Annotated in this window: 17 protein-coding genes; 10 read left to right on the top strand and 7 right to left on the bottom strand. The window is 67.3% G+C overall.

Features of this window, described 5'->3' with window-relative positions; genetic code table 11:
- Positions 1 to 84 precede the first annotated feature (84 nt).
- Positions 85 to 984 carry a glycosyltransferase family 2 protein gene (locus WFJ01_RS09270; RefSeq protein ID WP_292883829.1) on the bottom strand — a complete coding sequence of 300 codons (900 nt, stop codon included), beginning with the start codon at positions 982 to 984 and terminating at the stop codon, positions 85 to 87.
- A 362-nt stretch (positions 985 to 1,346) separates the two neighbouring features.
- On the opposite strand from WFJ01_RS09270, the gene WFJ01_RS09265 reads away from it, so the two are divergent.
- Positions 1,347 to 3,077, top strand: a complete 1,731-nt coding sequence (locus WFJ01_RS09265) for a glycosyltransferase WbsX family protein (protein WP_292883831.1) — start codon at positions 1,347 to 1,349, stop codon at positions 3,075 to 3,077.
- An 81-nt stretch (positions 3,078 to 3,158) separates the two neighbouring features.
- On the opposite strand, the gene WFJ01_RS09260 is transcribed toward WFJ01_RS09265, so the two are convergent.
- The 4 genes from WFJ01_RS09260 to WFJ01_RS09245 form a co-directional block, all read right to left on the bottom strand.
- The gene (locus tag WFJ01_RS09260) at positions 3,159 to 4,043 is read right to left on the bottom strand and encodes a glycosyltransferase (protein WP_292883833.1); all 885 of its coding nucleotides are present in this window, start codon (positions 4,041 to 4,043) and stop codon (positions 3,159 to 3,161) included.
- 310 nt (positions 4,044 to 4,353) lie between these two features.
- Positions 4,354 to 6,243, bottom strand: a complete 1,890-nt coding sequence (locus WFJ01_RS09255; protein WP_292883835.1) for a glycosyltransferase — start codon at positions 6,241 to 6,243, stop codon at positions 4,354 to 4,356.
- Positions 6,230 to 6,790, bottom strand: coding sequence for an acyltransferase (locus WFJ01_RS09250; protein ID WP_336628857.1), 561 nt, complete (start codon positions 6,788 to 6,790; stop codon positions 6,230 to 6,232). Before WFJ01_RS09250 ends, WFJ01_RS09255 begins: the two co-directional genes overlap by 14 nt.
- Positions 6,791 to 6,829: 39 nt before the next feature.
- Entirely contained in the window at positions 6,830 to 8,017 is a 1,188-nt protein-coding gene (locus WFJ01_RS09245) for an ABC transporter permease (RefSeq protein ID WP_292883839.1), read from the bottom strand.
- Between the two features lie 305 nt (positions 8,018 to 8,322).
- On the opposite strand from WFJ01_RS09245, the gene WFJ01_RS09240 reads away from it, so the two are divergent.
- Positions 8,323 to 9,390, top strand: coding sequence for an acyltransferase family protein (locus WFJ01_RS09240; RefSeq protein WP_336628856.1), 1,068 nt, complete (start codon positions 8,323 to 8,325; stop codon positions 9,388 to 9,390).
- A gap of 25 nt (positions 9,391 to 9,415) precedes the next feature.
- Positions 9,416 to 10,300, top strand: coding sequence for a hypothetical protein (locus tag WFJ01_RS09235; RefSeq protein ID WP_292883843.1), 885 nt, complete (start codon positions 9,416 to 9,418; stop codon positions 10,298 to 10,300).
- A 92-nt stretch (positions 10,301 to 10,392) separates the two neighbouring features.
- Here WFJ01_RS09235 and WFJ01_RS09230 read toward each other — a convergent pair whose 3' ends face one another.
- Positions 10,393 to 11,727: a VaFE repeat-containing surface-anchored protein gene (locus WFJ01_RS09230; RefSeq protein WP_292883845.1), complete on the bottom strand. Its 1,335-nt coding sequence runs from the start codon at positions 11,725 to 11,727 to the stop codon at positions 10,393 to 10,395.
- A 381-nt stretch (positions 11,728 to 12,108) separates the two neighbouring features.
- Positions 12,109 to 12,768 (bottom strand): hypothetical protein, encoded by a 660-nt coding sequence (locus WFJ01_RS09225; protein ID WP_292883847.1) that lies wholly within the window; start codon positions 12,766 to 12,768, stop codon positions 12,109 to 12,111.
- 246 nt (positions 12,769 to 13,014) lie between these two features.
- On the opposite strand from WFJ01_RS09225, the gene WFJ01_RS09220 reads away from it, so the two are divergent.
- From WFJ01_RS09220 to glmM, 7 genes are all read left to right on the top strand, one after another.
- Complete coding sequence (locus WFJ01_RS09220) at positions 13,015 to 13,800, top strand: helix-turn-helix transcriptional regulator (protein ID WP_292883849.1); 786 nt, start codon at positions 13,015 to 13,017, stop codon at positions 13,798 to 13,800.
- 115 nt (positions 13,801 to 13,915) lie between these two features.
- Positions 13,916 to 15,526 (top strand): choice-of-anchor G family protein, encoded by a 1,611-nt coding sequence (locus tag WFJ01_RS09215; RefSeq protein WP_292883851.1) that lies wholly within the window; start codon positions 13,916 to 13,918, stop codon positions 15,524 to 15,526.
- A gap of 189 nt (positions 15,527 to 15,715) precedes the next feature.
- A complete protein-coding gene (locus WFJ01_RS09210; RefSeq protein ID WP_292883853.1) occupies positions 15,716 to 17,515 on the top strand; it encodes a sigma-70 family RNA polymerase sigma factor in 1,800 nt (599 codons plus the stop codon).
- Positions 17,516 to 17,827: 312 nt separating this feature from the next.
- The gene (locus WFJ01_RS09205) at positions 17,828 to 18,382 is read left to right on the top strand and encodes a hypothetical protein (RefSeq protein WP_292883855.1); all 555 of its coding nucleotides are present in this window, start codon (positions 17,828 to 17,830) and stop codon (positions 18,380 to 18,382) included.
- A 159-nt stretch (positions 18,383 to 18,541) separates the two neighbouring features.
- Positions 18,542 to 18,988 carry a 50S ribosomal protein L13 gene (gene rplM / locus WFJ01_RS09200; protein ID WP_045249783.1) on the top strand — a complete coding sequence of 149 codons (447 nt, stop codon included), beginning with the start codon at positions 18,542 to 18,544 and terminating at the stop codon, positions 18,986 to 18,988.
- Between the two features lie 26 nt (positions 18,989 to 19,014).
- The gene (rpsI, locus tag WFJ01_RS09195) at positions 19,015 to 19,497 is read left to right on the top strand and encodes a 30S ribosomal protein S9 (protein WP_045249782.1); all 483 of its coding nucleotides are present in this window, start codon (positions 19,015 to 19,017) and stop codon (positions 19,495 to 19,497) included.
- A gap of 16 nt (positions 19,498 to 19,513) precedes the next feature.
- On the top strand, positions 19,514 to 20,869 hold the full coding sequence (glmM, locus tag WFJ01_RS09190) for a phosphoglucosamine mutase (protein ID WP_336628855.1): 1,356 nt from the start codon (positions 19,514 to 19,516) through the stop codon (positions 20,867 to 20,869).
- The last annotated feature ends 86 nt before the right edge of the window (positions 20,870 to 20,955 follow it).

Here is a 20,955-nt window from a genome sequence, read left to right as displayed (position 1 = left end):
TGGCGTGCCTGCCCGACCACCGGGATCCCCAACACGGAAATGATATCGTGACCACGCTTCTGCCGACGGATCGGTCTCGCCGGGCTAGTGCGAGCCCTGCCCGGAATAGATCAGAGCGAGTTCGAGCCGCGCGGTGGACAGGGGGCGGATCTCGCGATTCTTCAGACGTCTCACGCTGTTCCACGCGAGATTCACGAACGTCGCCGTGGTCAGCGCCGCGCGCAGTGTACGGGGGTGTCCCCATTTCCTCGCATAGAGGTCGCGGGCAGAGGCCACCCAGAAGCGGCGCTTTTCATCGGCCGAGGATCCTCCCCCGATGTGCTCCACGACGATGCCGGGCAGGAAGACAGCAGGGATGTTCCGCTTGTTCAGCCTCAGCTGAAGATCGACCTCTTCGCAGTTCATGAAGTATGTCTCGTCGAATCCGTGCACGGCGAGAAATTCATCGCGAGGAACGAGGATCGCGGCGCCGACGAGCCAGTCCGTCACTCCCGGCGTCTCGCTTTCCAGCACCATCGTGTCGTGTCCGAGCAGCTTCGACATGCGGCGGGTGTGGTGGAACCGGGCGAGGGGAACCAACCACTCGACGAACTGCTGGCTGATCGTGGGGAAGCGCCGAGCGGATGCGTTCATGCCTGCGGCCTCCGCGATCCGGGGGCCCGCCACGCAAGGTTGCCAGGGCGCCGCTGCGGCGATCAGGTCGCCGATGAATGTCGGCGCGACCTGGGTGTCCGAGTTGAGGAAGAGCAGCAGCGCTCCGCTCGCCGCTTGCGCACCGCTGTTGCATGTGGAACCGAAGCCGCCGTTGCGCGGGCGGCGGATAACAGTGACGCCGGGCTGTTCCGGGTAGGGCACGGGGGAGGCGTCGTCGACGACGATGATCTCCCCAATGGACTCCACCTGCGGACGGAGTTGATCGATCAGCGCGGTGGTGGGGTCGGGGTCGCCGTAGTGCGGGACTACGACACTGACCGTCTTGTCCATCGGTATCCGATCGTCGATGCGGGGGCCGGCGTCGCGCGCCAGCCTTCACAAGGTTGCCGGACCCCCGTCTCGGGTGCAAATGCGTCCCGCGCTCCCCGGATCGAGCTACCGGTGCACCTGCTTCGGACGGGAACACCGTGGCGGGCTCTCAAGCACGCCTCGGGAGGCAGCGGGGTCACGGCTGCGTCCGCCCGAGAGCTGTCTCCAACTAGGATTTTGGCCATCGGTATCTTGGCGAGCACTCCGGGGGACAGTTTTTCATGGGCAAGCTGCGACACTTGACGGGCCTGGCTCGTGATGCCATCAGTCTCCGAGGAACTCGGGACAGTCGCCAGGCTGGACGTCGGCGGTTCCTCACCGAGATGTCACAGCAGCTGTACCCGGAGGCGCTGCGCGATCTTCGCAGCCCGCGGAGAGATGGGACTCTGTTCCCGAAGTCGTGGCGTGCGCAGTCGCGCCAGGCGGATGTCGCGTTGGTCTGGTTGAACGGACGCCGTCCGGATGATCAACAGACGTACCTGACGGAGCAGGGCTTCACATGCGACGTTCTGGATCTCACGAGTGGGGCTGCTGGTCAAGACGAGCTTTCTTTTGCCTCTCCTCGGAACTGGAACGCCGCTCAGCGTGTTCTCGCGGGGGCGAACGCGGGCCTCTTCGATCCCTATCGAACGGTGGTACTCGCGGATCGTCAGCATGTGACAGCGAGCGGTCTGGGGCACGCGATGGCTGCGCTGCGAGACCCTCGCGTCGGCGTTGTCGCCGAATCGCGCTCCCTCCCGTCGTCGTCCGCGAGGAAATGGGCGGCCAGGCGATTTCGGGAGCGCCAATGGGAGATCCCCTCGGACGAGGTCGATGGTCCCGGTACTCTCGACTTCGTCTGCAGGGCATTCCTGTTGCAGGGACTTCGAGGTCTGCGAGCCTCGGTGCATCACCTGGACGCGCACGATCACCGTGCACGGCTCACGGCGCTGATCGGCCTGCTCGCCCACGAGGCGGCAGCGGGCACGGCATCGATGGCACCCGAACGGCCCGCAGATGTCGAATCACGCCCATTGTCGCCGCGTTTCGTTCCGTTCTATCTTCCGCAGTTTCACCCGACCGACGAGAACGATCGGTGGTGGGGCAGAGGGTTCACGGAGTGGACGAATGTTGCGGCCGCGGTGCCGAACTTCGAGGGTCATTATCAGCCGAAGCTCCCGTCCGACCTCGGCTTCTACGATCTCAGGCTTGACAGCGTCCGGGAGGAGCAGACGGCTCTCGCGGCAGGGGCAGGCATCGACTCGTTCATGTACTACCACTATTGGTTTGCGGGCGAACGGCTGCTCGCCGATCCGCTGAAGGCGCTTCTGCAAAGCGACCTGGCGCAGCCGTTCTGTGTCATGTGGGCGAACGAGGACTGGACCAGATCATGGGACGGCAACCCCGCAGAGATCTTGATGGGGCAGAGATACGACGAGGTCTCCGCTGACGGGTTTATCGACGACCTGATGCCGTACCTCCGTGACGGACGATATATCTCGGTGGGAGGGAAGAAAGTGCTTGCGGTGTACCGCCCGGACTCCGTTCCCGGCTTTCCGGACGTCGTGATGCGCTGGCGAGAATCTGCGCTCGAACATGGTTTGGAGCTCATGATCCTCGGGGTCGAGTACGGCACGATCAGCCCGGCGTCTCGCAGCGCACTCGACGGCACCATGGCATTCCCGCCCCACAACCGCAAGTATGTCCGTGCCAACGGCGCCGGGCTTCGCCTGGACCGCGGTTTTCGGGGAGCGCTGTTCTCCTATCGCGGGCTGGTGGAAGCAGACATCGCGAACCTCGACCGGCATCGTGATGACCAATTCCCGGGAGTGATGGTCGGCTGGGACAACACGCCGCGCCGGCAGTCAGGTGCGCATACGTGGCTCGGGGCGAATCCGTACACGTTCCGCCGTTGGCTGCTCGCAGCCGCCGAGAGCGTCGCGAGTCGGCCGCGCGAACACCGCCTGGTGTTCGTCAATGCGTGGAACGAATGGGCCGAAGGCGCCGTCCTCGAACCATCAGTCGAGTTCGGTCACTCATATCTGGGAGTCCTCAGGGACCTCGCGGAAGGCTGATCCTGCGTGGTCGGACCCGGACGGGCGAAGAGACGGTACTCGTGACTCCGTGAGGCGGAACGCATCCACGGTGCAGGATTCTCAGCGGTAGTTGGACAACGACGGGAACATCCGTTCCTCGTAGTAGACATGATCGCGGTACTTTAGGCCGAGCGGATGATAAATCCGCGAAAGCAGATCGGCCCAGTGGAAAGGGTAGCTCGGGTTCGAGGGTGGGGCTCCGCCGGGCACGCCCTGTCCATAGACCCCGCCTGGCTCCGCCGCGAGCCGATCGGCATTTGCGTCGATCCGTCTCTCGAGCTCGGTGTACCACTCTGACGTGATGGGTGTCCGGGGTCGGCTCACCATTGAGGCTTGCCCCGGCACCCATCGTCGGTGCACGTTGAGATCGCGATTGATGGGTCCCTCCATCCATGCGGTCAGAATCGTGAGGGGCTCGCTGTAGGTGGTCAGCCAGATATTTGGGTCACGAAATGCGTCGAAGGTCTCGGAAATGGAGATCCGAGGTGTCTTGATATCGATGTATCCGCCGCCATGATGGTGCAACAGGTAGCATCGCAGATAGTCAGACCTGTGCACAAGAGATAGATGCTCATAGGCGGGATTGATGGGGGAGTTGTGCACCTCAAAGTCGCCGAGATTGCGCGGAGTCACGAGCGTGACTTCAATATCACTGTTCTTTTCGTATATTTCCCGCAAGCGATCCTTACGATCACTGCTCATTTCGTTTTCGCCCGTCCAGATCAACCAGAGCCTCTCGGGTACTGATTCCGGCTGCAAGAGAATCTTAGGATCGCTTTGGGCAAAGAATGCGTCTCCGTACCGTTCGGGGACCCACTCGAAGGGGCGGATCCGATCCGCGATATCGAAGATGCGCGCGCCCAGCACACGTTTCTTATGCAGGGCCTGCAGCCGCGCAATATGGGCGCGGTGCTTGGCGTTCTTCAGTCCTTGAACGAGGTCCACATGCCGGACTGTAGCCGGAAACCCTCCGATTGGCCAACTGGGGGCACTTTACGTCGAGTCCGTCTCGCGGAGGGGTGTTGCGTCCGTCCCTCTCGAACGCCCTGCCAACGCTCGGGCGACATATCGATGGATCGGAAGACGTCGACTTTCTGTTGGGCCGCTGCGGCTAAGAAAGAGCGATATGGAAACGCACTACGACTTCTCATTCTTTACAGGTGAGTAGCGTCGGCACGCTTCAGAGTCGGCTCCGTGATCGCGTCTCTCCGTGATCGCATCCGCGCCCGCAACGTGGGCGACGCCATTCGAAGGATCAGGAACCGGACCCTGGTGACTCGGTGAGGCTCTGCCGAGAACCGGGCGCCGTGACCGGCGGCAAGAGCCAGAGACGCTCACGCGTCGGGAGAGTTTCGGCACGAGAGAGGCGCCGCTCGCCGTTGTCCATGACCTCCAACTGAGACGAATACCGACGAATACGTTCGTGCTTCCACGCACGATCGACGGGGCTGCTGAGAGGGACCACCGCGCGCCGCCAGCGTGACGCCGTTTTGGCGACGGCCTCGTCGGCTGGATACCACCAGAGATAGGGCAGATCCTCCATCAGTGCCAGCGTGACACTGGGATCGTTCGCCAGAGCGTTACCGATCGCGTCTCGGACGGCGATATGGTCATTGTTCACCGCAAGACCATGTGCCTGCGCATGCCGACGGCGCCGCAGATAGAGCCGATGCTTGAGGGTGCGCAACGGCGCGAGCAGGGGAGCCAGTGGCGAGCGCTCCGCTCGCCGGGCGAGCTCGGTGCTCCTGCCGTCGTTCGTCTCGGTCGCGCGTGCGACGGGGACGCCCGCGCACGCGGGCAGCACCACCACGGGGTCGGAGCCGGCATGAGCGGAGACCCACGCGGTCACTTCGGCGATCAGGCTGGTCAGATCGCGACGCCGGCGCTCGGGCGTCGTGTACGCCCCGTCCAGATGGTCGAGCCGGCGAACCCGGGCGGCTGATCCCGCGAACGCTTCTGTGTCCTCCTTGCGCCGTACCTCCAGAGCCTGCCGCGAGTCGCTGAAGCCGCACGAGCGGTCCCAGTCAGTCGTGATCGGCGGGCTCGGCTCGCCGGCGAACACCGTCCAGACCTCCGGCGTGCCGCGGCGGATGAGCTCAGCGGCGCTGAAGAGCGCATCGTCGAGATGGGGGGAGAGGATGAGCGTCGGACGATGGAGCAGTTGTTCGCTGACTCCTTCCTCCCAACCGACTCCGATCAAGGGGAGGGCGCGGCCCTGTCCCATCGCCTGTCGCACCTGTCCTTCGTAGACCCCGATCGCGAGCCCCGCGCGGGAGGCGAGGCCCTCGAGATCGCGCGTCGTCGGGCGCAGGAGCATCCGGCATCCGCTGGCAGCGACGCGGATCGGCTCGGACCGCCAGCGTCCGCTCGCGAGGACGGGAGACCGTTCTGCGATGTCGTGCCGTGCGCAGAGGGATACATGCGAGACGCCACGGGATCTCGCGCTGCGGAACGCCGACCGTGCCCCGGTGCGCGACCGGTACACGATGCGTACGCCAGGGGCCGAGGCGATCGCGAAGCCCGCGTCCTGCAGCCGGATCGCGAGGTCGTTGTCTTCGACATCGCCGGGCAGTCCGGCGTCGTACCCACGCACCGCCCCTGCAGTCGCGCGCCGCATCCCCGAATTGCCGCCCAGGATGATCGGCCACGGCACCGGCGCCCCCGCTCGCACGGGCAGATCCGGTTCGAGCTCCCGATCGAGCCGACGCCAGACGTCGTCGAGGTCGTCGCCGATGGCGCCGTCGGCGACCCGGAGACCCGGGCCGCTGAAGACGTCGACAAGGTCGAGCGCCTCGCATCCGCGGGACACCCAGTCCCGGGCGACGATGTCGTCCGAGTCGCAGAAGAGCAGCTTGTCCGCGCCAGCGGAGGACATCCCCACGTTGCGCGCGTAGGCGGCGCCCGGGTGCTCCGCCGCATCGACGAGCTTCAGCGAGAGCCTGCCGCGCCACTGGTCGAGCAGACCGGCGAGGTCGTCGGCAGAGCCGTTGTCGGCGACGATGACCTCGAAGGGCGGGACGTCGACCTGGCGTGCGAGTGCTTCGAGCTGCAGACCCAGCGTTCGAGTGCTGTTGCGACAGGGGATGATGACGGATGCGGCCGGGGGCACCGTGCCAGAGGATGCGGTCCCGTCAGCGTCGGGCATGGGCGACCGATCCGTGCAGTGGACGAGCGGGGACGCCGCCGACGACGCCGCCGGCGGGAACGTCGCGGGTGACCACGGCCCCGGCGGCCACGGTCGCCCGGTCGCCGATGCTCACTCCTCCGAGCACGACGGCGTTCTGCCCGAGGAAGACGTCGTCGCCGATTACGATCGGACCGGTGCCGACCACCGCATGCCGGTCGACGCGCCCATGATCCGTGCTCGCGACGAAGACATTGTCGGCGAAGACGCAGCCGTCGCCGATGGTGATCGGGTCGATGGAGTGGAAATGGCAGCGATGCCCGACGTAGGTGCGCGATCCGATGGTCAATCGACCCGCAGCGCCTTCGGCCGCAAGCCAGGCGGTATCGCGCACGATCACGTCGTCGCCCACGCTGATGCGGTCGACGCCCTGCAGGTATTGCGGGCGGATGATCACCGTGCGCTGACCGATGGACGCGAAAGCCGCCCGCATGATCGGCATCCCCAGCCGGGCGAGGTGGTATTTCATGCCCGCGCGTTTCTCGACCAGCAGTCGTGCGAGTCTCATCCCGTTCGCCTCATCTCTGGATTGTCCCCTCGGAACGCCTCATCCAGGGAGCCGCTGTGTGTCGTCGTTCGGAACACCGAACCGCTCGTACCAGGCGATCCCGAGCGCGAGGAAGGCCACCGACGTGAAGAACACCTCGCCGAGCTGCCAGGCAGTCACCAGCACCACGATGAGGGCTCCCTCCGCGGCCCGCAGCCCGGCGCTCACGCGACGGCGGCGGCTGAACAGGCCGAGCCCGACGATGCACACGAGGAACAGCACGATCAGCAGCATCGGGAATCCGCCCTCGACGAAGAGTGCGGCGTACGAATCGTGGAACCACATGTGGGGGTAGTTGCGGATACTGACCCATGCCGTGTTCAGGCCCTGTCCATACCAGGGGGTCAGCGCGACCTTCGCGGCCTCGGCCGCGTGGATCGTCCCTCGGAGCAGGTCGGTGCCCTCGCGGTCCGCGAAGACCCCGACCTGCGAGAACTCGGCCTCGAACCACACCAGGAACTGCGCACCGCCGGCGAAGACGACCAGTCGCAGGAACAGTCCGAGCCGATTGCGGAGCAGCCACCAGGCCAGCGCGGCGACGAAGGCGGCGAGCGAGGTTCGGGAGCCGGTGAGCCAGAGCAGGCAGAAAAACCCGACGACAAGGCACAGCTGCGTCCATCTGCGCCGCACCAGGCTGAGCGCGAGCAGCCCGAACGCCGCATAATACAGACCGGAAACGTTCTTGTCGCCCAGCCAGCCGGTGAGGTAGGGCGGATACAGGTTGGGCGTGAGGTGCAGATAGAACGCACCCGCGTTTATCGCGAGCCCGAAGATCGCGCCCGCGACCAGCGAACGCCAGTGCAGGCGTCCGCCCGCGATCATGATCGCGAACGCCATTAGCAGCAGGAGCCGGAAGGCGCGCTGTGCCCACGATTCGCCTGCGTTGAACGACACGAGAGCAGCGTTCGCTATCGCCCCGACATAGACAAGCCCGAACCAGACGAGATTGGGTGAGCTGACTCGCGGGCGTGTGAAGATGCCGAAGCCGACGACGATCAGCATCATCAGGACTTCGCCCGGGATTCCGGCGATCACCGGATAGCGCCACAGGCCAACGGTCAGGCCGAGGACGAATTCGTAGAGCCGCACTTCGCGCCAGGCGAAGGCGGGCTCGACGGGGTCGATCGTCTTCGCTGGTTTCGTTCGCGGTGAGGAGGTGCTCGGAGCACCTGTTGTGACAGAGGTCATGACAGGCGGCTCCTGCCCGATTCCGTCCCGGCGAAGGCGGCGTGCGATGACGCGATCGATCCTGCCCGCCCCATGCTGATTCCCCACTACCGGATGCGCGGATCAACGACACGCTGTCGCCCGGGCACACGGCAAGACCCTTTTCCCTTTTTACCATATGCATGGTCAGGTCGTCGCGCTGACGTTCTCCGACGTCCGGTAGTGTTTGTCGGCATGGTCGGGTTGCTGGTGTCTTCGGTCGCCTTCGATGGCACCTGGAGCCCTTGTCGGAGGGCAACTCGCGGCGCTTCTCCTGAGGCGATCGCATGACCGTCGCCGTGGCAGGAAACAACGCAGCGTCCCTCGTCTACACTCCTGCGCTCGACGGCCTCCGATGCATCGCCATCGCTCTGGTCATCGCGAGTCACGTCGTTCATCCAGCTCATTTCGGGGGCGACGTCGGCGTGGACGTGTTCTTCGTGCTGTCGGGGTACCTCATCACGACGATCCTCATGAGCGATCTTGCTGCATCGACGCTGTCGCTGGTCACGTTCTCCGCTCGGCGCATGATCCGGCTCGCCCCGGCACTGATCCTGACCGTTGTGCTCACGATTCCGATCGCGCTTCTCATCAGTTCGCAGCACCGCGACGTCATCCTAGGCGGCATCTTCGCGCTGCTCTATCTGACGCCGATCACGAGCATCATCGTTCCCACGCCGGGCAGTTGGTTCGGGCATACGTGGACGCTCGGCCTCGAAGAGTACTTCTATCTCTTCTGGCCTGTCGTGCTCGGATGGATGTTCCGCAGACGTCTGTCCTGGCGTACCGCCGCAAGCCTTGCTCTCGGTGCCGGAATCCTCCTCCTCGTCGCGAAGAACATCATCGACCCCAGCCATACGGCATCCGCAGGGCAGTTCCGTGTCGGAGGAATCGCCATCGGCTGCGCGCTGGCGGTCTTTCTTCGGCATTACTCCTGGAGACACCCGCTCCGGGGTCTGGTAACCAGCGGGGTCGCCATCATCGTCGCGGGCGCCTTCCTCGCAAACGATGGCCCCCTCTCGACCGCGGGCTATCTCATCGCCGACTTCGGAGCCGTGATCGCGATCACCGGCGTCATGTCGGGCGATCGAAGCATGCTGCGTCGATTCCTTGAGACTCGGCCCCTCGTCTATCTCGGCCGCATCAGCTACGAGATCTACCTCGTGCACTATCCGGTGCTGATCGGCGCCACGCTTGCGCTCGGAGTGACCCCTGCCGTGGTGGCATGGTGGGCCGTCCCGCTCGCCATCGTGATCGGCGCCGGCATGCACGCGGGATTCCTGCCGCTGCAGCGGATGCTGCGCGATCGCCTCGCGCGGACGGACAGACTTGCGCGGACGCCCGAGCGCTCGTAGCGATTCCGTCGGCCATACTCGAATCATGGTTGCTACGCGTCAGACACCGGTATGGGTGATGGTGCATCTCACTCATGCGGCGATCCAGGTCATCGCCGATCGGGCGAGCGCGGACATCCTGCACATCAAGGGGCCGACGGATGCCGCATTGCGGGCGCGGCCGCACTACTCGACCGACACCGATGTCCTCGTCCGTCCCGCGCATATGAGCAGGTTCCTGGACGCGTTGGAAGCGGACGGCTGGTCGCGTCTGACGAACTTCGACAATGGATCGCCGTTCGGTCACGCCGCGAACTTCGGGCACTCCTCGTGGGCTGCGGCGGACGTGCACCGCTCGATCCCGGGCCTGTCGCTCGATCCCGCACAGGTCTTCGATCGTCTGTGGGACGCACGACAGACGGCCGAGATCGCCCATCGGGAGTGTTCGATCCCCGCGCCGCCTGCGCAGGTGCTCATCCAGGTGACCCATGTGGCGCGTTCCCACGGCACGGGTGAATCGGAGACCTGGAGCCAAGCCGATGATCAGCTGCGGCAGAGGACGCGCGCGCTGGCCGCTGAACTCGGTGGAGAGGTGGCGTTCGCAGCGGGTCTCGGTGAGCTCGCCTCGTTCCGGGACGCGCGTGACTATGCGCTGTGGAAGCACTGGTCGGCGCCGGAGGACAACAGGGTGGTCGAGTGGGTCGCGCGCCTGCGCAGCGCACAGGGGATGCGAGAGAGAAGTCGCATCGTCGTCCAGGCCATGCGAGTGAACCGGGCCCGGCTGCGCATGGAACTGGGGCATGAGCCGACCCGCCAGGAGATCGCGGCCGAGCAGAGGGACAGGATCCGTCATGCGCTCTCGTCGGGCGTTGCGGCTCTCGCAGGCCTGCTCCCCGGGCGCCGGGGAGCAGGCGACGGCGGCGAGGGATGAGACGCGCGCAGCAGCGCTCCAATGACCTGACTGCGCCATGACATGACAGAGGGCGGTGGGCTCTGAAACCCCACCGCCCTCCGACGTCATCCTCAGCTACGAGTGCGGCGTCTCACAGCGAGCAGCGTCGTGCCGGCGACGATGGTCAGGATCGCGAGACCACCGAGCGCGAGCGGAGCGACCCCACCAGTCGAGGCGAGGGTCCCGTTGTCGGACGGGGTCGTGCCGTGGCCCGACGGGGTCGTGCCGTGATCCGGCGGAGTCGTCGGAACCTTCGGCTTGTTGTTGATGGTGATGGTTTGGGCGGTGTCGTTGAAATCCTTGTGGACGGCGATGGGCTGCCCGGTGCTGGTGGTGCCGGTGTAGAGCTCTTCGTAGGCCACGAGGATCTGTCCGTCGTAGCCGGCCGGGACGGTGAAGGTCACGGTGGTGGTGCCGTTGGCTTCGGTCGGGGTGAAGGTGGTCTTCCCGGTGATGCCGGTGCTGGTGCCGTCGGACTTGCGGATGAGCTCACCGGCGACGGTGTAGGTCTTGCCGGGGGTGAGGTTCTGGTAGGTGACGGTGTCGGTCAGGGTGCCGCCGTCCCAGGCCAGGGTGTGGTCCTGGTCCGAGGAATCCACCAGCGTCGTCCCGATCGAGGGAACGGCAGGCGCCGTCCACTGGACGGTCGTGCTCCCGGTCGTGTGCGCGCCGCTCGGAGCGACGAGGATGAGGGACTGCGCGTGGCTGTCCGCCGTGGCCGTGCCCCCCGCGGTCTTGGGCACGGAGAGCACCAGGCCCGTTCCGCCCGCCGCCGCGGCGGTGACCGTGACCCTTGCGGATCCGGCTGCCGTGCTTCCGCGTAGGTCCAGATAGATCTGCTGGCCGTCGACGACGGCACTCGCGTCGATCGCGTCGCCGGCCGCGTCGGTGAAGGTCGCCGCGGGATCTGCCGAGACCACGACGGTCGCCTGGTTGGTGTGCACCGTGAACGGGCCGACCAGGGCATCGGCGGACTGCGCCGACGCGGGGCCGGTGACCGAAGCGGTGACGGCGTCTGCGGGCGTCATGCCCGCGCTCGCGTTCGCGCCGTTCACCAGGTACCAGTACGCGTTCTTGGAGTCGTCGGTCTCCCAGGACCACGCGGCATCCCAGGTCAGGTCGGTGTAACGCCAGATCGCATACTGCGTCGCCTCGATCGCGTCGTTGACAGAGATGCCGGGAGTGCCGGCGGCGGTGCCAAAGGCGTCAAGGCTCAGCGCAGGGTAGCTGTGCGCCAGAACCCAGTTCACCTTGCCCTGGATCGCCGGGTCGGTGAAGTAGTTGGCGCCGAGGTAGTCCGAGGAATCCACCAGGGTCGCGTCGGTCTTCGACTTCGCCGAGACGTCGTGCTCTACGCAGTACGCCCAATAGTTGGGCGTGCCGGGGTTCGACGTGTCAGCGGGCACCGGAGCGTAGACCTCGTGAAGGCTCGTCCCGCCGTATCCGACACCGTTGCCGATCCATACGCTGCTGCCCGCCTGGACCTCCGCGTGAGCGGCCAGTCCCGGTACGACGATCGCCGCCGTCGCCAGCGCCGCTGCCGTCAGCCACCTCCCCGTTCGCGCGAGTGGCGATGTTGTGTTGAGTTTCATGCCGAGCCCCAGCCCTTCCCATTCAATCCCTGCGGCACGACGGCCGCACCTCCCTCAGAGCACTGCCAAGTTACGGGGGCGCGGTGGTCTGGGGATCCCGCTCCGATGCCGGTGACCTCCTGCCGAGGTCATCGGCAGGACCTGGCGTCACTCGATCGGCAGGGCGGTCTCCTCGGACGCGTCTCTGGCGGATGCTCACCCGCTGATCCCGTCCTCCCACGCCCGCCGGGCGAGATCGAGTCGCGACCGTGCGGGCCGCCCCACCGCGGCGTACTTCTGCTTGACGCGGCTCAGGTACTTGCGCGCGGTGTCGGGGCGCACCCCGATCTGCTCTGCGACCAGGTCGATCGGCTGGCCTGTGGCATACAGCTCCAGGGCCTTCGTCTCCTGCCTCGACAGGTGGGGGGATCCGGGCAGCGGCTGCATCGCTCCGGCCGCGTTCTTGGTCACCGGGCGGTCGCCCGCGAGCGTCGCGAGCACCGTCGCTGCGAGCACGCGCTCATCGTCCGACTTCGAGGCGACGCCGTCGATGCCCGTGTCCAGGATCCGTCGAGCAGCGAGGCGCGGCCTTAGCGCAGACACCAGCAGCACCCGCATGCCCGCCTCGCGCAGGGCGGTGACGGCAGCGCGGTCGCGGTCGCTCCCGGAGGGGTCCAGCAGGTCCACCAGCAGGAGGTGCGGCCATTCCGAGCGCTCTCGACCCCGCATCCAGGTCATCAGCGAGAGCATCGAGTCGGCGGTGAGGACGACGTCGAGGCCGCACTCGTGACGCAGAAGGTCGGCGGTGCGCAGCCTCTGGAGCACATGCGCCTCGATGATCGCGGCCCGCCGTCGTAGCCCGCCGGCGGCTCTCATCCGATCGCCTGTTCTCACGAGAGTCCTTCCGCTGCTGGAGATCCCGCGTGAACCCGACGCGGCGACGCGAACCCGATCTTCTGCGTGCGCACGCAGAAGATCATCCACTGATCGATAAGGAGTGCGGTGCCGCGAGAAAGTGACGGGAAGGAGGCCGCTTCGGAGCCGGCCTCCGCGGAGTTCTGGAAACGCCGGGAAACGGACCAGTCGCGTGATCGCGGCGGCAACGCATAGTCTTTACGAGATGTGAGTGACGACAATACGAGCAACGGCCGCGACTGGCCGGAGCTGACCGGTGAGAGCGCCCGGCAGCTGATCCGTTCGTTGGGCTGGAGCGTGTTCGTCACGGACGGCCTGAAGGCGAGCGGGCGGTCGGTGAACCTGGCACAGGGGTCGCTGACCGGAATCAGATGCGCGACCGCGGTGCTCAAGTCGAAGAAGGATCCGATCGCCGGGAGCGGCAGCCGAGCCCGGCTCCTGGTCGTTGTCGACGGTTATGCCACCCTGCGTCTCGCGGGCGGTGCCCCGATGCTGCTCTCCGCGGGCGAGCTCGCGATCGTCGCCGCGGATGCCGATCTCACGCTGGGCATCACCGAGCAGATCGAACTGCTCGAATGTGCCGTGCCGCTGGACAGGCTCGATGACCGCCGTCGTCCGGAGCTCGGGCTCGGGCATGTGCACATCTCGGATCCGCCGGCTGTCGCCGAGTTCACGGCGCGCGTGAAGGGTGTTCTCGGGTCAGATCAGGAAGAGTCCACAAGCGCGGCCGGTGAGCTGCAGCAGCTGCTCGACGGCGCGGCGGTGACGCTGCTCGAGAAGGTGATCGGGCCGACGGATCAGGAGCTGACGGCGCGGGAGGCCGAGCTGATCGATACCGCGGGAGCGGTCGTCATGACGCATCGTGCGGAGCGCTCCTTCACCGTCAACGATCTGGCGGCCGAGCTCGGCGTCTCCCGGGTCTACCTGCATCGGGTGTTCGCGAAGGTCGGCACGACCCCTTCCGCATTCCTGCGGCAGGCGCGCACCCGGTAGCGGCGCGGGGGCGCCGGCGCACGTTAACCTGTGTGTCAACCGAGTATGTATACTCCCTTGTTAACTGACTCGCGGGGGTCTCTCTCCCTGCGCAGACGAAGCTAAGGGGATACGCATGGTTGACGCAGAGGGCGCGCGGGACGAAGGCGCGGCGCGGGGGGTCTCGCGACGCACGATCATGAAGGGTGCGGCGTGGACCGTGCCGGCGCTGATGGTGGCCACGGCCGCTCCGGCATACGCGGTGAGCTGCGACCCGGGTAAGTGGAACGTGGTTGGCCGGGGCAAGATGCTCAGCGGCGGGTTCTTCAACCTCAACTTCGACACGCTGTTGTCGGTCGACGGCTCGATCGCCAGCGCGCCGGGACTGCGCAACGAGTCCGGCTTCAAGCACAACCCGCCGAGCCACGCCCCCGTCGGCCCTGGCGGCGTCGACGAGCACACCGACCCGCTGAGCGTCACCGCACTTGGTGGCCTCAACGTGAACCTCACCGGCGTGGACGTGGCGCTCGCTTCCATCCTCGACTTCATCCTCAAGCCGGACGTGGGCGCGCTGAACCAGTACAGCTATGGCTCCGGTCCGGACTCGGAGTCGCGCGGCGCGTCGGGCTTCGTAGACGACCACGGCATCGTGCGTACGACGACGGAGGCGAGCTACCCCGACTTCTCCACGATCAAGCTCAAGGACATCATCGCCTCGCTCATCGGCAGTGGTCCCGCCGGTCAACTGGCGAACCTCGCCGACCTCGAACTGCAGGTCGGCGCGATCGCCGCCCGGGCGGTCCTCGTGCAGGCGTGCAACAACGTCACCGACCCGAGCGGATACCGGCTGCACCGCGACTACCTGCTCGCACACCTGCGGCTCACGCTGACCTCGGATCTGCTCAGCACGTTGGTCACCACGATCAACAACATCCTGAACAGTCCGCTGATCAAGGGGTCGGTGGAGACCGCGCTCGGCCTCTTGGCGACGGTCGTCGCTCAGGTGCAGTACCCGCTCACCGGGAACGGTCAGGGTCAGTTCAACACCTCGACGCTCACCGGGAACATCCCTTCCGGGGTCAACCAGCCGATCCAGCTCAACCTCGGCGACGGCAAGGCCACCATCGACATCGGTGCACTTCTCGGCGGCAGCGCGTTCGGTGCGAGCGACCCGGCCGCCTGGATCAACAACCTGCCGCCGAACACGATCCTGTTCGCCGACCCCGGCTATCAGCTGCCCACCAACGCAATCGACAACTTCATTCAGGGTATCGCCCAGACTCTCGATGACATCATCCAGAACACGGTTCGTATTCGGACGCGGAATGGGTTCGGCGCGTGGGGCCCCTGGATGTCGCTCACCGACGTGGTGGCGCTGGCGGACCCGCTCGGCCTCATCGGGGCGGCGCTCCAGACTCTCTTCAGTACGCTGGCAGGGATCATCACCGGCGCGCTCAACGTCGCGACGGCCCCCGTCAAGCTTCTGCTCAACTGGCTTCTCGACGATGTCCTCGAGAACACGCTGCGCATCTCCATCAACGTGCAGAACAACCCCGGCGCGAACAACAACCCCGCAACGCCCGGATTCATCCACAACGCTCCGACGCGGTGGACGACGGGCTCGACGGCGCTGGAAGCCGGGCGCTTCGATGTCGCGGCGATCTCGCTCAACGCCCTCGACGTGGTGAAGGGTCTCGACCTCTTCCTCGCCCGGGGAAGCGTCGGCCCGCACACGCCGACCCCGTAGGCGGACGGCACCGCCGAAGGCCTCCTTGCCGTGCAGGGAGGCCTTCGGCGGTTTCACGCCCGCCTCTTCCTGCGGCCGGTATCCTCGAAGACGCGGAGCCCGAAGGGTCCGCCTCCGGCGCTCAGGCGCGCCGATCGAGTGGACTTCTGGGGAACACGCTCTTCGTTCCCGATTCTGGGAGGGGCCGCGGTGGATGAACGCTCCGATGCCGAGCTCCTGACGGCGCTCCGCTCCGGCGACAAGCGCGCGTACGCGGCGCTGTGGCTCCGGCATTCCGGCGCGGCACGGCGCCACGCGATGCGCCTCTTCCCTTCGCGCGCGGACGATCTCGTGTCGGATTCGTTTCTCGCGGTCTACGCCCAGGTCACTACGACCGACTCTGGCCCGGCGTTCGCGTTCCGTTCCTACCTGAAAGCCGTCATGCGGAACACGGCGATCCGCTGGCGCAAGGACGCCGAGAACATCGTCGACGCCGCCGAGTCCGACCAGGTCGACCCCCGCGACGCATTGAGCATCGCCGAGGCCGACAGCGAGGCTGCCGAGGTGCTCGCGGCACTGCAGGAGCTCCCGGAGCGATGGCAGCGGGTGCTCTGGCTCGCCGAGGTCGCCGAGGCTCCCCGGCTCGCCATCGCGAGCGATCTCGGGATCAAACCGAACGCGGTTTCGGCACTGCAGCGTCGCGCGCGGCTCGGCTTGAGGCTGAACTGGCTCACCCGGCAGATCCCGGTGTCGCTGCGCGGGGACGAGGATCATGCGGCGCGGCTTTTCCCGAGGTATCTCACCGAGCCGGCGAACGCGGAGATCTCCGCGACGGTGAACCTGCACATCGTGGACTGCGGGGAGTGCGCGGCGCTGCTGCACGGGCTGCGCGGCGCGGCGGGTCGGATCCAGCGCAGCACCCTCGCGGTGCTGCTGGGCACCGCGGGCATCGGCACCGCCTCCGCGACGCTGTCCTCGGCGACCACGGCCGCAGCTGTCGTGGCGGCTTCCGGTGCCGGGCTCCTCGCCTGGGCGCTCATCGGCGGCGCGGCGGTCACGGCCGGAACCCTCGTCGCCGCTCCGCTGCTCATCGTGCCGGAGACGAACGCGGTGGCGCAGACGGTGCCCGCGGTCCCGGCCTCGGTTCCGGCACCCCCTCCGCACGTGACGCTGCCGCAGCTGCCGACCACCGCGCCGGACACGCCGACCCCCGCGATCGAAGATCCGCCGACCGGCAGGCTGATCGCCGATCCCTCGATCCCCGACGCCGGCCTCACCGCGGACCCCTCGGCATCTTTCCCCACCGCGCCGGAGCGGCCGGTCGCAGCCGGCCCCGACGTGCCCGGTCCCGCCCCGACACCGAAGCCCGCGTCGGCGACAGATGACTCGGCGGAGGCCGGGCCGTCACCGGGGCTCACCAGCCCACTCCGCAGCACGGGCTACATCTCACCGGTGCTCACCGGATCGACCTCGCCGGGTGACAGCGTCGCGCTCCAGCTCAACGGCGCGCGGTACACGCCGGTCGTGGCCGCCGACGGCAGCTGGAGCTTCGACACCCGTGGCCTTCAGCTCGTCGCCGGCGACTACGCCTACCAGGCGTGGGCATATTCCGCCGAAGCGGCGTCACCCGCCGAGACCGGATCCTTCACGGTGCTGGCACTTGAGGTGCACGGGTTCGAGGGCATCGTCGGCACCGAGGACATGACCGTGCCCGAGGCGAAGAGGACCGGGCTGGTGGTCTCCTTCCACGGGGCGCCGAACGGCACGGTCTTCGTGCAGTCCATCGAGGGGCACACGGCGCTGATCCCCCTCGACGCGGACGGCGTCGCTCGCCGGCGCCTGGTCATGGACTCGCGCGGCTGGTACTACTTCACGATGCGCTACGTCGATGCGGACGGCTTCTGGGGCCCCGGGTGGGAGCATGCGCTGGACGTCTATGATCCGGATGTCCCCATCGATCTCTGGGGTCCTGACTCCGACGGGATGACGTTCGAGTTCGTCGACCCGTAGTCGGTGCAGGCGGGATGGCGCGGGCGCGTCACTTTTTCCGTGGATGTCTCTCCTTAACCAGCGGTGGGTGCGCCGGTCTCAGGAACGGTCGCTCGCCGAAGCAGTTCGTGGCGCGCAAGCCCGTGCCGGGGGCGGGGTTGCTGGGGCCGCCGTGGACTGCGCCGACCGGGGTCGGATCCGAGGTTCGGGATGCTCGGATCCGACCCCGCGTCCGCATTCGCGGGCGCTCGGAGCGGCCTGCCGTGCGCGGGGCGGACGCGTCCGCACCGGACGCTCAGCGTTCTGCCGTCCAGCACCGGTTACGATCCCTGCATGCCCCGCACCGCTTCGCGTCGTCGCCGTGCCTGGTTGTGGGGGATCCTCGCCGTCATCGTCGCGGTGTACGTCGCGATGTCGGTCTCGGTCTTCACGACGCCGTCCGACCGGTACGACGTGCACGAGATCGACGCGGTCTTCATCCTCGGGCCGCCGACCGAGGCGCGTATCGCGGTAGGCGAGCGGATCGCGCGGGATGCCGGGGGAGTGCCGGTCTACCTCTCGGTCTGGCCCGGCGTGGGGTGCCGGCCGCAGTTCGTGTGCGTGCATGCGGATCCCTGGACGACGGCGGGGGAGGCGGCGGCCCTGGCCGAGGCGGTGCGCGACGATGGGGTGCGGCATCCGCTCGTCGTCACCGGCGATGAGCATGTGATGCGAGCCCGCTACATCTTCGACCGCTGCGTGCCGGTTGCCGCGCCCGTGATCGGCATCGACGAGCACGTGAGCCTCGCGGTGCGGTTCTGGCAGCCGATCTACCAGTGGGGGGCGATGGCCAAGGCGTTCTTCGCCGGCTGCGCAGACGTCCGACCCGGGACGACGCGGATCATCTGATTTGGCGGCATCGGATCCGTGCCGTAAGCTGTTCCCTTGGTGTGCGATCACTGCTGGTCGCACGCACGAACGTGAGCCCTCCACTGGCGTGTTCCGCAAGGAACCACCCCGGAGTGGGATTCACGAACCTCTCCGTTCGATCAAGAAAGCAGCACTATCGTGACGCGCACTTACACCCCCAAGGCCGGGCAGGTCCAGCGTGACTGGGTCGTCATCGACGCCACCGACGTCGTTCTCGGCCGCCTCGCCTCGCACGCCGCAGCGCTTCTGCGCGGCAAGCACAAGGCCACCTTCGCCAACCACATCGACTCGGGTGACTTCGTCATCATCGTGAACGCCGACAAGGTCGCGCTCACCGGTCAGAAGCTCCAGAAGAAGATCGCCTACCGCCACTCGGGTCACCCGGGCGGGCTCAAGGCCGTCGCCTACTCCGAGCTGCTCGAGAAGAACCCGGTCCGCGCCGTCGAGAAGGCGATCCGCGGCATGCTCCCGAAGAACAGCCTGGGCCGCCAGCAGCTGGCGAAGCTCAAGGTCTACACCGGCTCCGAGCACCCGCACGCCGCTCAGCAGCCCAAGACGTACACCCTCGACCAGGTCGCCCAGTAAGCGCCGTTACGAACAAGGACATACTCGTGGCTGACATCGACACCACCGAATTCCCGCAGAACTTCTCGACGGAGACCCCTGAGGCCGCCGCCGTCGAGACCGCTCCGCGCCCCGTTCTCAACGTCCCCGGCGCTGCCGTGGGCCGTCGCAAGCAGGCCATCGCCCGCGTGCGCCTCGTCCCGGGCGCCGGCACCATCACGGTGAACGGCCGCACGATCGAGGACTACTTCCCGAACAAGCTGCACCAGCAGCTCATCAACGACCCGTTCACGGTGCTGAACCTCGCCGGGGCCTACGACGTGATCGCGCGCATCTCCGGCGGTGGCCCCTCGGGTCAGGCCGGCGCGCTGCGCCTGGGCATCGCCCGCGCACTGAACGAGATCGACGCCGAGAACAACCGCCCGACCCTGAAGAAGGCCGGCTTCCTCTCGCGCGACGCCCGTGTGAAGGAGCGCAAGAAGGCCGGTCTCAAGAAGGCCCGCAAGGCTCCTCAGTACTCGAAGCGCTAAACCCTACAGTCCCTCTATGGCTCTGTTCGGTACGGACGGGGTGAGGGGGCTGGCCAACGGCCCCCTCACCGCCGATATCGCGCTCACCCTGGCCCAGGCGACTGCCGTCGTCCTGGGCCAGGGCCGTATTGCCGAGGCCCGCAAGGCCGCCGGCAAGCGTCTCACCGCCGTGGTCGCTCGCGACCCGCGGATCTCGGGACACTTCCTCAGTGCCGCCGTCGAGGCGGGCCTCGCCTCCTCCGGAGTGGACGTGCTCGACGCGGGCACGCTGCCGACCCCGGCCGCCGCGTTCCTCATCGCCGACATCGACGCCGACTTCGGCGTGATGATCTCGGCGTCGCACAACCCGGCGCCCGACAACGGCATCAAGATCTTCGCCCGCGGCGGCGTGAAGCTGCCCGACGTCGTCGAAGAGCGCATCGAAGAGGCGATGAGCGGCGAGAAGCTGCGGCCCACCGGCGCCGACGTCGGCCGGGTGAGCCGGTTCTCCGACGCCGAGGACCGCTACATCATCCACCTCCTGGCCTCGCTGCCGCATCGACTCGACGGCATTCACGTCGTGCTCGACTGTGCGAACGGCGCGGCCTCGGGTGCTTCGCCGGAGGCGTTCCGCAACGCGGGTGCCAAGGTGACCGTGATCGGGGCGGATCCCGACGGCATCAACATCAACGACGGCGTCGGATCCACGCATCTCGACAAGCTGGCCGCCGAGGTCGTGCGCGTCGGCGCCGACGTCGGCATCGCGCACGACGGCGACGCCGACCGCTGCCTCGCGGTCGACGCGGACGGCACGATCATCGACGGCGACCAGATCATGGCGATCCTCGCCGTCGCGATGAAGCAGCGCGGACGGCTCGCGCAGGACACCCTGGTCGCCACGGTGATGAGCAACCTCGGCCTGCACGTCGCCATGCGCGAGCAGGGCATCACCGTGCGGCAGACCGCCGTCGGCGACCGCTACGTGCTCGAGGACATGAACGCCGGCGGGTACTCGCTGGGCGGCGAGCAGTCGGGCCACGTGATCATGAGCGACTTCGCCACCACGGGCGACGGCGTGCTGACCGGCCTGCACCTGGTGGCCGAGATGGCACGACAGCGCAAGACGCTGGCCGAGCTCGCCTCGATCATGACCGTGTATCCGCAGAAGCTCGTCAACGTCAAGGGCGTCGATCGCACGCGGACCGACGACGAGCATGTGCAGAAGGCCGTCCGCGCCGTCGAGGCCGAGCTCGGCGACACGGGTCGCGTGCTGCTGCGCCCCTCGGGCACCGAGCAGCTCGTACGCGTCATGGTCGAGGCGGCCGACGAGGCCTCCGCCCACGCTCACGCCCATGCGCTGGCCGAGGTCGTGCGCGAACGGCTCGCGCTCTGATCCGCCGCGGCGCTTCGGCTCTCCGCGCCGGCTGGCCAGTTGGCGTCGGCCGGTGACGCGACAGCTGAGTGCCGCCTCCGTCCCGC

The organism is Microbacterium sp. MMO-35 (assembly GCF_037147555.1).
Taxonomy (GTDB): domain Bacteria; phylum Actinomycetota; class Actinomycetes; order Actinomycetales; family Microbacteriaceae; genus Microbacterium.
This window is presented reverse-complemented; position numbering and strand designations above follow the sequence as displayed.